The organism is Herbaspirillum huttiense (assembly GCF_047300815.1).
Taxonomy (GTDB): domain Bacteria; phylum Pseudomonadota; class Gammaproteobacteria; order Burkholderiales; family Burkholderiaceae_D; genus Herbaspirillum; species Herbaspirillum huttiense_A.
The window spans coordinates 1,050,124-1,065,736 of record NZ_CP178608.1; the positions used below are offsets into that span (position 1 = coordinate 1,050,124).

At 62.7% G+C, this 15,613-nt stretch carries 12 protein-coding genes; 4 read left to right on the forward strand and 8 right to left on the reverse strand.

Annotated features, from left to right (window positions below; genetic code table 11):
- From ACLRDN_RS04855 to ACLRDN_RS04870, 4 genes are all read right to left on the reverse strand, one after another.
- The gene (locus ACLRDN_RS04855) at nt 1–1,284 is read right to left on the reverse strand and encodes an ABC transporter permease (RefSeq protein ID WP_413459202.1); all 1,284 of its coding nucleotides are present in this window, start codon (nt 1,282–1,284) and stop codon (nt 1–3) included.
- A gap of 83 nt (nt 1,285–1,367) precedes the next feature.
- A complete protein-coding gene (locus tag ACLRDN_RS04860) occupies nt 1,368–2,411 on the reverse strand; it encodes an ABC transporter substrate-binding protein (protein ID WP_413459203.1) in 1,044 nt (347 codons plus the stop codon).
- Nucleotides 2,412–2,579: 168 nt separating this feature from the next.
- Entirely contained in the window at nt 2,580–3,704 is a 1,125-nt protein-coding gene (locus ACLRDN_RS04865) for an ABC transporter ATP-binding protein (protein WP_413460345.1), read from the reverse strand.
- 98 nt (nt 3,705–3,802) lie between these two features.
- Nucleotides 3,803–5,083 (reverse strand): 4-aminobutyrate--2-oxoglutarate transaminase, encoded by a 1,281-nt coding sequence (locus ACLRDN_RS04870; protein WP_413459204.1) that lies wholly within the window; start codon nt 5,081–5,083, stop codon nt 3,803–3,805.
- Nucleotides 5,084–5,218: 135 nt separating this feature from the next.
- Here ACLRDN_RS04870 and ACLRDN_RS04875 point away from each other — a divergent pair, with 135 nt between their 5' ends.
- Both ACLRDN_RS04875 and ACLRDN_RS04880 read left to right on the forward strand, forming a co-directional pair.
- Entirely contained in the window at nt 5,219–6,790 is a 1,572-nt protein-coding gene (locus tag ACLRDN_RS04875; protein ID WP_413459205.1) for a PLP-dependent aminotransferase family protein, read from the forward strand.
- 137 nt (nt 6,791–6,927) lie between these two features.
- On the forward strand, nt 6,928–7,929 hold the full coding sequence (locus ACLRDN_RS04880; RefSeq protein ID WP_413459206.1) for a zinc-binding alcohol dehydrogenase family protein: 1,002 nt from the start codon (nt 6,928–6,930) through the stop codon (nt 7,927–7,929).
- Nucleotides 7,930–7,969: 40 nt separating this feature from the next.
- Here ACLRDN_RS04880 and ACLRDN_RS04885 read toward each other — a convergent pair whose 3' ends face one another.
- Together ACLRDN_RS04885 and ACLRDN_RS04890 are read right to left on the reverse strand one after the other, a co-directional pair.
- On the reverse strand, nt 7,970–8,278 hold the full coding sequence (locus ACLRDN_RS04885; RefSeq protein ID WP_413459207.1) for a putative quinol monooxygenase: 309 nt from the start codon (nt 8,276–8,278) through the stop codon (nt 7,970–7,972).
- Entirely contained in the window at nt 8,275–8,955 is a 681-nt protein-coding gene (locus tag ACLRDN_RS04890) for a type 1 glutamine amidotransferase domain-containing protein (RefSeq protein WP_413459208.1), read from the reverse strand. Before ACLRDN_RS04890 ends, ACLRDN_RS04885 begins: the two co-directional genes overlap by 4 nt.
- A 134-nt stretch (nt 8,956–9,089) precedes the next feature.
- On the opposite strand from ACLRDN_RS04890, the gene ACLRDN_RS04895 reads away from it, so the two are divergent.
- The gene (locus ACLRDN_RS04895; protein WP_413459209.1) at nt 9,090–10,001 is read left to right on the forward strand and encodes a LysR family transcriptional regulator; all 912 of its coding nucleotides are present in this window, start codon (nt 9,090–9,092) and stop codon (nt 9,999–10,001) included.
- Nucleotides 10,002–10,165: 164 nt separating this feature from the next.
- The gene (locus ACLRDN_RS04900; protein ID WP_413459210.1) at nt 10,166–11,488 is read left to right on the forward strand and encodes a hemolysin family protein; all 1,323 of its coding nucleotides are present in this window, start codon (nt 10,166–10,168) and stop codon (nt 11,486–11,488) included.
- 142 nt (nt 11,489–11,630) lie between these two features.
- Here the strand turns inward: ACLRDN_RS04900 and ACLRDN_RS04905 are convergent, their stop codons facing one another.
- Complete coding sequence (locus ACLRDN_RS04905; protein WP_413459211.1) at nt 11,631–13,118, reverse strand: helix-turn-helix domain-containing protein; 1,488 nt, start codon at nt 13,116–13,118, stop codon at nt 11,631–11,633.
- A 639-nt stretch (nt 13,119–13,757) separates the two neighbouring features.
- Complete coding sequence (gene ggt, locus ACLRDN_RS04910) at nt 13,758–15,518, reverse strand: gamma-glutamyltransferase (RefSeq protein ID WP_413459212.1); 1,761 nt, start codon at nt 15,516–15,518, stop codon at nt 13,758–13,760.
- Between the last annotated feature and the right edge of the window lie 95 nt (nt 15,519–15,613).

A 15,613-nucleotide genomic window follows, 5' to 3' on the forward strand; every position in this document is an offset into this window, starting at 1 on the left:
TCAGCTGATGCCCACATCGACCTTGGCAAAGCGGCGATAGACGCCATACAGCACCAGGGTTGCCGCCAGCAGCAGGGCACCCAGCGCGCAGGCCATGCCCCAGTTGATGGTGGTGTTGATGAAGTAGGCGATGAAGTAGCTCACCATCTGTTCGTTCGGTCCACCCAAGAGCGCCGGGGTGATGTAGTAGCCACCGGCCATGATGAAGACCAGCAGCACGCCCGCACCGATGCCCGGATAAGTTTGCGGCACGTACACGCGCCAGAAGGCGGCGAAGGGATGGCTGCCCAGCGAGACGGCGGCCTTCAGGTAGGTGGGCGGCACCGATTTCATGACGCTGTAGAGCGGCAGGATCATGAAGGGCAGGAGGATGTGCGTCATCGAGATATAGACCCCGACGCGATTGAAGACCAGCTCCAGCGGCGACTGGGTGAGACCTGCCAGCATCAGCGCCTTGTTGACCAGTCCTTCGGACTGCAGCAGCACGATCCATGCGGCCACGCGCACAAGGATCGAGGTCCAGAAGGGAATCAGCACCAGGATCATCAACAGGTTGGCACGGCGCTCCGGCATCGTGGAGAGCCAGTAGGCCAGCGGATAGGCCAAGAGCAGGGTGATGAGGGTGACCACTGCGCTCATCCACAGCGTGCGGCCGAAGATGGTGCGGTAGATCGCCGATTCAGGAGCGGCCGCTTCGATGTCGCCGAAGACGTTCTGGCGCAGGTCCAGCGAGGCCAGGAGATAGTAAGGGGAGTAGACCGAGCCGTTCTGGGCGATCACGCGCCACACTTCCGGCTGGCCCCATTGTGCATTGAGGGCGATGATGGCCTCGCGCGCGGCGGCGGGGCTCAGGGCACGGCCATCGGCATCGCGCAGCGGCATGGCACGCGCCGTGCCCATCACCAGCGAGCGCGAACCGGACAATTCGATATTGAGACGGCGCGCCAGGTTGCCGGCGGTGGTGTCTTCCTTGGCACGGGCCAGGTCTTCCGCCAGCGCTGAAAACGCCTGGTCGGGCAGGGCCGATTTGCGATCCCACTTCGACAGCACCGCCACGGTCTGCGGCAGGGTGGCGGCCACTTCCGGATTCTCGATGGCGCGCTGCAGGAGGGCCACGATGGGGGCCACGAAGGTCAGCAGCAGGAAGATCGCCAGCGGCGCGATCAGGGCCAGCGCACCCAGGCGTTTGCGGGTCTGGGCGGCGCGCAGTTCGCGCTTGAGTTGCTGCGGATCAGGTTCGGCCAGGGGCATGGCGGCGGCGGAGCGGGTGGCGATGGTGGTCATGTCTCGGGTGTCCGGTGGCAGCGGAATTCAAGGTAGCGATCCCGCCTGTCGGGGCGGGATCGCTGTCGCTACGGCGTGCAGGCTTACTTGGCGATCCAGGCAGCAAAGCGCTGTTCCAGCTCTTCACCGTGGTCGGTCCAGAATTGCAGGCTCAGTTGCACCGCATCCTTGGCATTGGCCGGCGAGGTCGGCAGGTTGCCCAGGGTCTTGGCGTCCAGCATCTTCAAGGCACCCTTGTTGACGGGGCCGTAGGCGATGTTGTTGGCGTAGACCTTCTGGTTCTCCGGCTGGCTGACGAAGTTGATGAACTTCTCGGCCAGTGCCTTGTTCGGCGAACCCTTCGGGATCACCCAGTAATCCAGGGTGTAGACGCTGCCGGTCCACACTACCTTCAGGTTCTTGCCTTCGCGCTGGGCGGCATCGATGCGGCCGTTGTAGGCGTTGGCCATGACCACGTCACCCGAGGCCAGGAACTGCGCGGGCAAGGCACCGGCATCCCACCACTGGATGTTGGGTTTCAATTGATCCAGTTTCTTGAAGGCGCGATCCACGCCTTCCTTGGTGGCCAGGACCTTGTATACATCCTTGGTCGGCACGCCATCGGCCATGAGTGCGAACTCCAGGTTGTACTGGGCGCTCTTCTTCATGCCGCGCTTGCCGGGGTATTTCTTGGTGTCCCAGAAATCGGCCCAGCCGGTCGGTGCGGTCTTGAGTTTGTCAGCGTTGTAGGCCAGCACGGTGGACCAGACGAAGGCACCCATGCCGCATTCGCTCACCGTGGCTTCGGGGATGTAGTCATCCTTTTTGATGGTCTTGGCCAGGTCGAGCTTTTCGATCAGGCCATCATCACAGGCGCGGGTCAGGTCGCCGCCGTCGATTTCCACCACGTCCCAGCTGACCTTCTTGGCCTCGACCATGGCCTTGACCTTGGCCAGTTCGCCGTTGAATTCGGCCGTCACGACCTTGGTGCCGGTGCTCTTCTGGAAGGGCTCCACGTAAGCGACCTTCTGGGCGTTGCCGTTGGCGCCGCCGAAGTTGACCAGGGTCAGTTCTGCGGCAGAGGCCGCGCCAGAAAAGAGCAGGCCCAGGAAGAGCGGAGACAGCAGGGCGGGTGTCAGGCGTTTCATTGTTGTTCCTCGTTGGTTATCGTGCGTGTTGACTGTGTTGAACTAAGGTAAAGCCGAGCGGCGATCTAAGTCGCCTCACTCATCCAGCGGTACTGCAGAACATCAGGTGCGACAAAAGAACAAAAACGGAATAACTCAAAAAACTAAGTAAACGGACGTATCGGAAAATCAGAGAAAGCAGCGCAGACGATCCTGCGCCACATGCAAGACCACGCTACTGCCCTCGCTCAGACCCGCCAGTGCCGGGTCGGAGAGGGACAGTTTGACGAAGCAGTCTTCCTGCCCCGTCACCGTGCAGCGCACGCGCACGTGATCCCCAAAATAGATCAGCCCGGCGATAGTCGCGCGAATGCTGTTGGGTTCGGCACTGCCGCCTGCAGCCAGACGAATGCGTTCCGGGCGCACGCAGGCGGTGACGTTTTGCCCGGCATGCGCGCGATGCACGTTCAGTCCGGTGACCACCGTGCCATCGGCCAGGCGCACCGTACAGTGTTCGCCCTGGACCGACTCCACGCTGCCCTTGAGACGGTTGTTGTCGCCGATGAAGTTGGCGACGAATTGATTGTCGGGATATTCGTAGAGCTCGGTGACCGGGGCCAGTTGCTGGATCACGCCCTGGTCGAAGACGGCCACGCGGTCCGACATGGTGAGGGCTTCGCTCTGGTCGTGGGTGACGTAGACGAAGGTCACGCCCAGGCGCTTGTGCAGGGCCTTCAGTTCCAGCTGCATGTGTTCGCGCAGTTGCTTGTCGAGTGCGCCCAGCGGTTCATCCATCAGCACCAGTTGCGGGTCGAACACCAGCGTGCGCGCCAGCGCCACGCGCTGCTGCTGGCCGCCGGAGAGCTGGGTCGGATAACGGTCGCCGAATTTGCCCATCTGCACCATGTCCAGCGCCTGCTTGACCTTGGCTTCGCGGGTGGCGCGATCCATCTTGCGCACCGACAGCGGATAGGCCACGTTCTGCGCGATGGTCATGTGCGGGAACAGCGCATAGTTCTGGAACACCATGCCGATGTTGCGCTTGTGGGGCGGCACGCGATTGAGCAACTGGCCATCGAGACGGATCTCGCCGCCGGTCGGGAATTCGAAACCGGCCAGCATCATCAGGCAGGTGGTCTTGCCGGAGCCGGAAGGACCCAGCAGGGTCAAAAATTCACCGCGGCGAATGTCGAGATCCAGACTCTTGACGATCAGGTTTTCGCCGTCGTAGGTTTTCTTCACGCCGCAGAACTGCACCAGCACGTCAGTGCCGCTGGCGGCGGCTGGCGCGGGTGCTTGCGCCGATTGCTTCATCGCATGAGCTGCCATCATCGATCCTCTCTTATCCGCAGGGCCGCAGACTTGGTGCGGCCCGTCTTCCCTGTTCTGAAAGCTGCCTTGCAATGCAAGACTCAGGCCAGCTTCATCGCCCTGGACAGGATGCCCAGCGCCTCATCCATGACGGTATCGGGAATCGTCAGCGGGAACAAGAAGCGGATCACGTTGCCGTAGCTGCCGCAGGTCAGCAGCAGCAAGCCATTGTTCAAGGCATGCTGCTGGACCTTCTTGGTGTACTCCGCATCCGGCTTGCCGGTGACGGGGTCAGCAAACTCCACTGCCACCATCGCGCCCACGCCACGCACTTCGGCGATCTGCGGCACGGCCGAGCGCAATTCCTTCAGGTGCTCCTGCAGCTTGTCGCCCAGGCGCTGGCCACGGGCGGCCAGCTTTTCTTCTTCCATTACATCCAGCACTGCCAGCGCCGAGGCCACGGCCAGCGGATTGCCGGCATAGGTGCCGCCCAGGCCGCCGGGGGCGGGCGCATCCATGATCTCGGCACGGCCGTTGACGGCCGACAGCGGCATGCCACCGGCCAGGCTCTTGGCCATGGTAATGAGGTCAGGCAGGACATCGTAATGTTCCATCGCAAACAATTTGCCGGTACGGCCATAGCCGGACTGCACTTCGTCAGCGATCAGGAGGATGCCGTGCTCGTCGCAGATGGCGCGCAGGCCGCGCATGAAATCGGCCGGGGCGGCATAGAAACCGCCTTCGCCCTGCACCGGTTCCAGGATGATGGCGGCCACGCGCTTGGCTTCGATGTCGTTCTTGAACAGGGCTTTGACGGCGTCCAGCGCTTGCTCGGTGCTGATGCCGTGCAAGGCGCTGGGGAAGGGTGCATGGAACACTTCGCCGGGGAAGGGACCGAAGCCCAGCTTGTAGGGCGCGACCTTGCCGGTCAGCGCCATGCCCATCATGGTCCGGCCATGGAAAGCACCGCCGAAGGCGATCACGCCGGGACGGCCGGTGTGGGCTCGGGCGATCTTGATGGCGTTTTCGACGGCCTCGGCACCGGTGGAGAAGAATGCGGTCTTCTTGGGATAGTTGCCGGGGGTCACCGCGTTGATGCGCTCGGCCAGTTCCACGTAGCTGGCGTAGGGCACGATCTGGTAGGCGGTGTGGGTGAACTTGTCCAGCTGGGCGCGCATGGCGTCGAGCAGCTTGGGATGGCGGTGGCCGGTGTTGAGGACCGCAATGCCGGCGGCGAAGTCGATGAAGCGGCGGCCTTCCACATCCCACAGCTCGGCGTTGGACGCGCGCTCGGCGTAGAAGTCGCACATCACACCCACACCGCGCGGGGTGGCGGCGTTCTTTCGTTGTTGCAGCTCTTGGTTGGTGGCCTTGCTGGTCATGGCTTGCTCCGATCTTGCTTCGTTGAATGCGCCGCAGGGCGCGGAAATGTGCAGGAAATTGCTGAATCGGGAAACAATATAAAACCCCAGTGGCACTGTAATATAGAGCCAATTTCAATTATTTGATGGTGCCACTTGAAACTCGCCTCCTTGTCCGACTATCTGCTGCTGCGCATCAATCGCACCTCCGCCAAGGCCGCGCCGGACAAGGGCAAGGCGGCGGCCAGCCGCGAAAGCGGCGCAGCGAAGACCGCCAAAAACGTCAAGCCGGGCAGCACGCGCATGCCTGTCAACCGGCAGATTTACCAGTTGATCCGCGAAGCCATCCTGGCCCACACGCTGCCGGCCGGGATGCAGTTGCCGTCTTCACGAGACCTGGCCCTGGAGCTGGGTACCTCGCGCAATACGGTCACCTACGCCTATGAACAATTGCTGGCCGAGGGCTATCTGGAAAGCCGCACCGGTGCCGGGACCTTCGTGGCCGACACGGCGCCGGACCAGATTCCCGAGGCGGTGGAGCGCAAGGAGCCGCTGACCGATCCTTCCGGCAAATCCGAGCTGTCTGCGCGCGGTGCGCTGCTCACGCGCCAGGCCGGTGTGGGCGAGCGGCAGTGGGGGGCTTTCATGCCGGGCGTGCCGGACGTGACCTGCGTGCCGCACAAGATCTGGGGACGCCTGCAGAACAAGCACTGGCGCCGTTCCAGTTCGGACCTGCTGACCTACGGACCGGGCGCCGGTTATGCCGGCCTGCGCGAGCAGATCGCCGAATACCTGCGGGTGGCGCGTTCGGTCAATTGCACGCCCTCGCAGGTGCTCATCACCACCGGCATCCACCAGTCCATCGACATCGTGGTCAAGCTGCTGGGCGAGCATGGCGATACGGCCTGGGTGGAAGACCCGTGTTACTGGGGCACTCGCAGCGTGCTCAATTCGCTGGGCATTCAGTCCGTGCCCATTGCGGTGGACCAGGAAGGCATGCGCATGCGCCTGGCCAACCTGCGCCGGCCGCCGCGCTTCATCTGTACCACGCCCTCGCACCAGTATCCGCTGGGGATGGTGATGAGCCTGTCGCGGCGGCGCATGCTGCTGGAGTATGCGGCCACCCACAAGGTGTGGATCATCGAGGATGACTACGACAGCGAATTCCGCTACGGCGGCCGTCCGCTGGCGTCGCTGCAGGGCATGGATACGCAGGACCGGGTGCTGTACATGGGCACCTTCAGCAAGATCATGTTTCCGGGCTTGCGCATCGGCTTCTTGGTGGTGCCGGAATCGCTGGCCAAAGCATTTTCGACCGGCATCGCCGAGCTCTATCGCAACGGCCAGGTGTTCCTGCAGGCCACGCTGGCCGACTTCATGGCCGAGGGCCATTTCGCCTCGCACATCCGCAAGATGCGCGTGCTCTACGCCGAGCGGCTGCAATTGCTGCAGCAGTCCATCAACCGCCACTTCGGCGAGAAGATGACCATCACCGGCGGCGAAGCCGGCTTGCACCTGGTGCTGGGCCTGCCGCAGGAGTGCGACGATGTGCTCATCTGCGAAGAGGCGCTGGCGGCCGGCATCGTGGTGCGGCCGCTGTCGCGCTACTACATGCATGCGCGGGGCGCACGGCGCGGCTTGCTGCTGGGCTATGCGAGCGTGCCCAATGAGGAGATCGCGCGTGCCTTCGACAAGCTGGCTGCCGTGATCAAGCCGCATCTGGCCTGAAGGCGCGGCAGGGGGTGGATGGGGGTGGATTTTCGCTTGTATGAAGAAACTCTTTCGCGGGTCCGGGAGTGGTTGCGGGGCGGGCGCTGTCCTAAGATGCTCTTCGCCTATTGATTTTCACCGTGAAGGATTTAGCCATGAAAGCCATCATCACCAACCCGCAAGCCCAGGCCATCGACGATGCCGCCTCCCTGGCCGAGACCGTCTTGCCCGATCCGGTTCCCGGCGAGCATGACCTGCTGGTCGACGTCAAAGCCATCTCCGTCAATCCGGTCGATACCAAGATCCGCGCCAGCGCCAGCCAAGCCCGCGTGCTGGGCTGGGATGTGAGCGGCGTGGTACGCGCCGTCGGCGCAAGCGTGACGCTCTTTGCCCCGGGCGACGAAGTGTTCTACGCCGGTGCCATCGATCGTCCCGGCGCCAACAGTGAACTGCACGTGGTGGATGAACGCATCGTCGGCCGCAAGCCAGGCAGCCTGGCGCATGCGGATGCAGCCGCCATTCCGCTGACGGCCATCACCGCCTGGGAGCTGCTGTTCGACCGCGTCGGCGTGAAAGAGGGTGAAGGCCAGGGCAAGCGCTTGTTGATCATCGGCGCGGCCGGCGGCGTGGGTTCGATCCTGACCCAGCTGGCACGCAAGCTGACGCAACTGACCGTCATCGGCACCGCCTCCCGCAAGGAAACCGCGCAATGGGTGAGCGAGCTGGGTGCGCATCACGTGATCGACCACAGCCAGCCCTTCAAGCCGCAGCTGGAGCAGCTGGGTTTGCCTGAAGTGGATATCGTCATCAGCCTGACCCACACCGACCAGCACTATGCGCAGATCATCGAGGCACTGGCGCCGCAAGGCCAGCTGGCGCTGATCGATGATCCGGCCACGCTGGATGCGGTGCCGCTCAAGCGCAAGAGCATTTCGCTGCATTGGGAATTGATGTTTACGCGCTCGCTGTTCCAGACTGCGGACATGATCCGCCAGCATGAACTGCTGCAACGCGTATCGCAGCTGTTGGATGAGGGCCTGCTGCGGTCCACTACGGGCGAGCATTACGGACGCATCAGCGCCGAGAACCTGCGGCGCGCGCATGCGCTGCTGGAGTCGGGCAAGGCCAAGGGGAAGATCGTGCTGGAAGGCTTCTGACGCCCCGGCGGGGGAAGGCGATTGCCTCCCCCGCCTGGCCTCAGGCAGGCGTGCAGGTGCGCAGCAGGTCCACTTTGCGATAGCCCAGCAGGGGCAGTACCTGGCCGGTTACCAGCAACTGGTAGTGCGCCGATTGCTTGTGTTTTTCCAGGGCCTCGGCATCGCGGTAGCGTTCCACCAGCAGCACCGTTTCAGGCGTGCCCGCCGAGCGGTAGATCTCATAGCCCAGGCAGCCCGGCTCGGCCAGCGAACGCTGGCGCATCTCCTCGGCCAGCGCCAGCACTTCGGCCATGGCATTGGCGGCCGGTTGCCAGCGGGCCACCACCGTGATGGCGTCGGCGGCGTTCATGCTGCCTCCGCGTTCAGTGCCTGCACCACGGCGGCGGCCATGCCTGCACCGGAGGCCGGATTCTGGCCGGTGATGAGCCGGCCATCGACCACCACCTGGGCTTGCCAGGGCGTCGCCGAAACGTGTTCGGCACCTTCGGCACGCAGGGCGTCTTCCAGCTGGAACGGAACATCGGCCTGGGCGTAGTTGGCCTCTTCTTCATTGGAGAAGGAGGTCAGCTTGCGGCCGCGCAACAAGGGCGTTCCATCCCCCAGCGTTACTCCCAGCAATGCCGCCGGACCATGGCACACGGCCGAGACGATCTTGCCTGCATCCCAGGCGCGGGCGATGGCGCGCTTGACCTCGGGATCGACCGCGATATCGACCATCGGACCCAAGCCGCCAGGGAAGAAGATGGCGTCATAGTCCAGCACGTCCACCTCGGCCAGCTTGCGGCTGCGCGCCATGCGGCGTATCGCCAGGCTGTTGCGGAAGGCCAGTTGCGCCGGGTCGTTGGCGTCATAGCCATCTTCGGGCGGGGTGCCGCCCAGGGGCGAGGCGAACTCCACCGCGATGCCTGCCTGTTCGAATACCTCGACGGGGTGCGCCACTTCCGGGAAGAAGTAACCCGTGGCGCGCTGGTGAGGGCCGATGCTGGCGCTATTTGTCAAAATAAAAAGGACAGTCTTCATGCTCATGATAAAGCTCCTTATAGCCGGATGGTTGGGGATCTGCCGCACTGCTGCGGTTGATCAAACTATAGGGAAGAGCCTGAAGCTGCGGTAGAGTCTGATATGCTGACGCAATGTCAAACTAAATAATACAATCTGCCATGCCTGACAACGCTCCCATCCTCGACGAACTGCGGGCCATGGCGGTATTTGCCACGGTGGTGCGGGCGGGCAGCTTTGCCGCTGGCGCACGTGCGCTGGGCTTGACGCGCGCGGTCGTCAGCCACCACGTGCGCGCATTGGAGACCCGGTTGGGCATGCCGCTGGCCCAGCGCAGTACGCGCAGTTTCAGCCTGACGCCTGCGGGAGAAGCGTTCCGGGTGCATTGCGAGCGTTTGCTGGAGGAGGCTCACGATGGCATTCGCGGCATGGAGCTGCTGCGTGCCGAGCCCAGCGGCGAGGTGCGCATCACCTGTTCGCATCACTTCGGCAACAAGCGCATCCTGCCGGCGCTGCTCAATTTTCGTCGCCGTTATCCCTCGGTGCGCTTGCACGTGGCAATGAACGACAGCAATGTCGATCTTGTGCAGAAGGGGATGGAGCTGGCGGTACGGGCCGGTCCGCTGGCCGATTCCAACCTGGTGGCACGGCTGCTGGTGAAAGAGCCCACCATGTTGTGTGCCGCGCCGTCCTACCTGCGCCGCTATCGGGCGCCGGCCAGTGTGGAGGAGTTGTCCCAGCATCGCTGGGTGGTCTATCCGCCCAGCCAGAAAAGCATGCTCCTGCAGGCCGATGAGGGGCAGGTGCAGGTTCCCATCCGGGGCGATGTGGTCACCGACAGTGCCGCCTCGCGCCTGGCCTTCGTGCTGGCCGGAGAAGGGCTGGCCAGGCTGCCGGCCTATGACGCCGCCACCCTGCTGGCCTCTGGCGAACTGGTGCGAATACTGCCGCAAGTGCAGACCGCGCCGCTGGAAATCTACCTGGTCCATGCCCAGCGGGTGGGGCCTGGTGCGCGATTGCTGCGTGATTTCCTGTTGCAGGAGGTGCGCGAGATGGCCTCCGCGTCCGGCTGACCGGGGGCTTCTACGGGGAGCGCGCGCTTGCGGCGGGGCGATGGTCAATGGGATGTTATTGGTTTGATATTAAATCCGGTTCTTCCTGCCACCCATGTTAAATTACCGGGTCCGGACAGGCTCATGGTGTCCGGGCCCTTTGACAACCCCGATAGGAACCCTCGTTGGAAAACATATTGCTGATCGTCGCAGCCTTCTTCCTGGTTGCGTTGAACGGTTTTTTCGTTGCAGCAGAATTCAGTCTGGTCAAGTTGCGTCAAACGCGCATCCGGGCCATCGCAAAGACACAAGGCATGCGCGGCCGCATCCTGGCCGTGGTCCACAACCAGCTGGACGCCTACCTCTCCGCCTGCCAATTGGGCATCACCCTGGCCTCGCTGGGCCTGGGCTGGATCGGTGAACCTGCGTTTGCCCGTTTGCTGGAGCCGCTCTTCTCGCTGGTCGGCGTGACCAACCAGGAGCTGATTCACGGCATCTCTTTCGTGTTCGCCTTCTTCGTCATTTCCTTCCTGCACATCGTGGCCGGCGAACTGGCCCCCAAGTCGATGGCCATCCGCAGCCCCGAGAAGCTGGGCCTGTGGTGTGCCGTGCCGCTGTACGGTTTCTACTGGGGCATGTATCCGCTGATCTGGGTGCTCAATGCCAGCTCCAACTGGCTGCTGCGCGTGGCAGGCCTGGGTGCCGGGCATGGTCACGATGCGCATTATTCCTCGGACGAACTCAAGCTCATCCTGCGTGCCGGCAGCAAGAGCGGCAAGAGTGGCAAGTTCACCCGCGATGAGTGGAACGTGCTGGCGCAGAGCCTGAACTTTGCCGAGCTCGATGTGGCCGACATCATGCGTCCGGCCAGCGAGATCGTGTCCCTGGGCGATGACAAGAGCCTGGAAGAGAACCTCGACATCATCTATCGCAATCGCTATTCGCGTTATCCCTATTTCGATGCGGAAGGCCAGCAGGTGCTGGGGCTGGTGCACCTCAAGGATGTGTTCCTGGCGCAGCAGGATGGCCGCGCCATCGGCAACCTGAAGGAATATCTGCGCCCGGTGCAGTTCATCTCGCCGGCCTTGCCGGCACTGGACCTGTTGCGGCGCTTTCGTACCGGCATGCCGCACTTTGCCATCATCGGCAAGAAGGGCCAGCCGCCACAGGGTTTCATTACGCTGGACAACATGTTGAGCTTCCTGGTGGGCGAGATCCGCGATGAATTCCGCCACAACACCGGCGAGTGGAGCCGTCAGGATGACGGTACCTTGCTGGGCAAGGGCAGCCTGCCCATCGTGACGCTGGAACACATGCTGGGCATCGACATCGAGTATGACGACAGCATCGACTCGGTCGGCGGCCTGGTGATGGAGAAGCTGGGAGACTTGCCCAAGGAAGGCCAGAAGATCGAGTTCGCGGCCTTTGATGTGGTCATCAAGCGTATGTCGGGGCCGAAGATCGTGCTGGTGAAGGTTTATCCGAAGGGTGGGGACGTGCGGGAGTAATTGGTTGGCTGGGCTGGCGGTCTCTTCAAGTGCGCCAGCAGTATCGGTCGGGGCAGGTGGTTTGCTGCCCGGCTAGCCGTTTGCAAGGTCAGTGAAACAGTACAACAGTACAGGCAGGTGGTGGCGCGAGGCCATTACCTGCCTATTTCTTTTGTGCGGGTTGTTCTTGTTTCTTTTCCCGCCCTTCCACCAGGAAGCTCGCCGTATAGACCAGGAAGGCTTTGCCATTAGCATCGGCGCGGCCATAGTCGGCCACCAGCGCAGCGATTTCGCGCTTGAGCAGACTGGTGGTGGTGCCCGCGCTCTGGCCGCTGAGAAGCCACGTGATGTCGATGCCGAACTGTTCGCGCATGCAGCGCAGCAGCTTGCCCCCGGGGACGCAGCGGCCGCGTTCGATCTGGCAGATGTGGTTGGGCGCGGTGTTCAAGGCGCGGGCGAAGAGATTCTGGCTGATGCCCATTTTCAGGCGAATCATGCGCAGGCGTTGGCCGATGGCGATTTTGTGTGAGTCCATGTTTGTGCAGGTCCATAGTGGGCGTGGGTGTTTGTCATGTGGGCAGAGGCGGGGAGGATGGTCGGCCACGCGCAAGACACCCTGGTCCAGGCCGGCCTTGAGCACGGCCAGCTCGGTCAGCGCGGTCACGTTGATGTTCTGGTTCACGCCGCTGGCCATGACCAGGTTGCGTATGGGCATGCTGCCCAGGTCGGTCTGCTGCAGGGTGGCTTCATCGATGTAGTTGTCGGCCACGCCTGGGGTGTTGTCGCGCACCACCAGCATCATCGGGCCCTTGTAGAGGGGGCGCTTGAGGGTCAGCGTGTACTTGCCGTCGACCACGGCCACCGTATCGCTGATAGCGTTGCCCGCTGCGTCATAGGCCGTAACGTTCGCGTTCTTGATGGCGCCCAGCGCGGCGTTGCCGCGGATGACGGCTGGGGACGGGTCGACCGTGCCCGCGCCACTACCGCCGGCGGCGGCTGCAGCGCCGCCACCAGCACCTGTGCCGCCGCTGCTGCCGTTAGCAGCACTGCCGCCGTTGCTGCCACCACCGCCGCCGCCACCACCACCCGCCGCAGCCAGCAGGGCCAGTGCGCCGGCTGCGATGGGCCATTGCACGCCCCAGTTCTTTTCCTGCTGGGAATTGATTTCGGCATCGGCGATCTGGCTCTGGTTGTCGGGAGATTTGGTGGACGTGAAGTTGGGTTGCTCGGTGTTGCCGCCGCTGCCGCTGGTCTGGGCAGCCGCTTTGGGGTCATGCTCGCCTTCGTCGATCACGACCGGCTTGTCTGCGGCTTCCTCGTCATCCTTGCGGGCCTTCTTGTTCCTTGCGTTGTTCTGGTTGTAGCGCGTGATTTCCTTGGAACTCACCGTGAGGTTGGCTTCCGGCGAGACGTCGATCTTGTCGATCTGCTGGAATACGCTGGCCAGCGGCAGCGTGCCGTCGGCGAACTGCAGCGAGGACTCCGGTGCGCTCATGGCGCTGACCGCACCGTTGCTGATGATGATGGTGTCGCCGTTGCGCAGTACCAGCATCAGGTCGACGTCGAGCGCGCGGACATCCTTGATGTTCTTGATGGAGATGTTCTTGAGGTAGGTGTCCGCATCGGACAGCTTCAGGACGGTAACGGTCATGGTGGTACTCCCTAAAAGGTGACAAGTCGAAATCTGCGTCACGCACGGTTTTTTCGGAATACGCAAGTCTCCAGCCGGACAGGAAATGTGCCGGACCATCGGGCGCCTGACCGGCGCGCATTGCATGGAGACTTGGCGGGACGAAAATCGTGCTCAGTGACAAACGCCTGCCATAGTGATGGCGCGCATTTGTCCTGATAAGGGGATCAAGGGAATAAAACGGAAAAACAAAAAATTATCGAACTGCCTCTCTTCGGATTTCGATATTTGCCTCGAACAATTTCTTTTGTTGTCTCGAATAAGTTCAAATGCGGGCGCAGAAGTCAAATTCGATGCGCCGTGAAGCCGCCATGGGCGCGGTTTTTCAGGTGGTGGGTGAGAAGATCTGACTGAAGATCAACGAGCAACGAGAAAATCCGGCAGAACTCGAAGAAATTTATTGTGCCGTATTGAAAATAAGTTTTTATGGAAGGAACTCACCTTCATCCCGGCAGCTCAGCAAGTGAAGAGGAAATGAAATTGAACGGGGGCGTCATCCCAAGTCGATGGCCATCGCCATCCCTGTTCCAATAAAAAATGGCCCCCGGACATGCATCCGGGAGCCATCTTCAACCCAAGGTGAACGAGCGCATCAGCGCATCAGAACCCCATCATGCGTCCATCCGGATTGCGCGGGTCAGAGAAGCCATCGAAACCATCCTGCCGGATCTGGATGGTCTGGGTACGGCCCATGGAAGGCTGCACGCTGATCTTCTGGCCCTTGTCCTGCAGGATCTTGAGCGTATCGGCCGACAAGCCCTTTTCCACGCGCAGCTGGTCCGGTGCCCACTGGTGGTGGATACGCGGCGTGATGGTGGCTTCGGCCACGTTCATGTCGTGGTCGATCACGTTGAGGATGGTCTGCAGGGTGGTGGTGATGATGCGGCTGCCCCCCGGGCTGCCGGTGACCAGGAAGGGCTTGCCATCCTTGAGCACGAAGGTCGGCGACATCGACGACAGCGGACGCTTGTAGGGGCCGACCGCGTTGGCGTCGCCACCGATGAGCCCGAACGCATTGGGTACGCCCGGCTTGGCGGCGAAGTCATCCATCTCGTTGTTCAAGGTGATGCCGGTACCGGTGGCGACGATGCCGCTGCCGAAGTTCAGGTTCAGCGTGTAGGTGGTCGCCACCAGGTTGCCGTCCTTGTCGGCCACCGAGTAGTGGGTGGTCTGGTCGCTTTCATACGGCTGCGGCTGGCCCGGCTTGATTTCGGTGGAGGGCGTGGCGCGGTCCGGGTTGATCTTCTTGGCCAGCTCGTCGGCATAGGCGCGCGAAGTCAGGCCCTTGACCGGGACCTTGGTGAAATCCGGATCGCCCAGGTATTCGGAACGGTCGGCATAGGCCAGCTTCATGGTCTCGGCCATCAGGTGGATGGTCTGTGCGCTGTCGGCACCGTACTGCTTCAGGGGATAGCGTTCCAGGATGTTCATCATCTGGATGATATGCACACCGCCCGAGCTCGGCGGCGGCATCGACATGACCTGGTAGCCGCGATAGTTGCCCGAGACCGGAACGCGTTCCACGACCTTGTAGTTCTTCAGGTCGTCAGCGGTGATGAGGCCGCCGTGCTTGTCCATCTCGGCCACGATCTTCTTGGCGATGGCGCCGTCATAGAAGGCCTTGGGACCTTCTTTGGCGATCAGGCGCAGCGACTTGGCCAGGTCCTTCTGGACCAGCATTTCGCCTTCCTGGAGCGGACGGCCTTCCTTGAAGAAGATGGCCTTGGAGGAATCCCACTGGCCCAGGTGTTCGCGCTCGGCCGAGAGGATCAGTGCCAGGCTGCGGCTCACCGGATACCCCTTTTCGGCCAGTTCGATGGCCGGCTGGATCACCTGCGACAGCTTCATCGTGCCGTACTTGGAGAGCGCATGCGACAGGCCCGCGACGGTGCCGGGCACGCCCACGGCCAGGTGGGTATAGAGCGAACGGCCGGGCACCACGTTGCCCTTGTCGTCCAGGTACATGTTGCGGGTGGCGCGCTGCGGGGCCATCTCGCGGAAGTCCAGCGCCACGTTCTTGCCGGTCTTGGCGTCGTGGATCATCATGAAACCGCCGCCGCCGATGTTGCCCGCATTGGGCAGCACCACGGCCAGCGCGAAGCCCACGGCCACGCCGGCGTCGACGGCATTGCCGCCCTTCTTGAGGATATCCACGCCGACCTTGGTGGCCAGCGCCTGCTCGGTGGCCACCATGCCGTGCTGGCTGTGGACCGGGCTGATGATGTCATAGGTCAGGTCGTACTTGACGACCGGGGCCGAGGGCGCTGCCGTCTGGGCCGAGGCCGGCAGGAAGGCCAGCGCGCCGCACAGCGGCAACAGGGCCATGGCGGCGGGTTTGCAAAGACCGGTGAATGTCTGCATGAGGGTTGCTCCTGGTGATCTGGACTTGGTTATCTGCATATTATTTATAGAAATGCCGTCCGCGCTGCTGCATCCCTGCATCAGCCAGCTGTTGT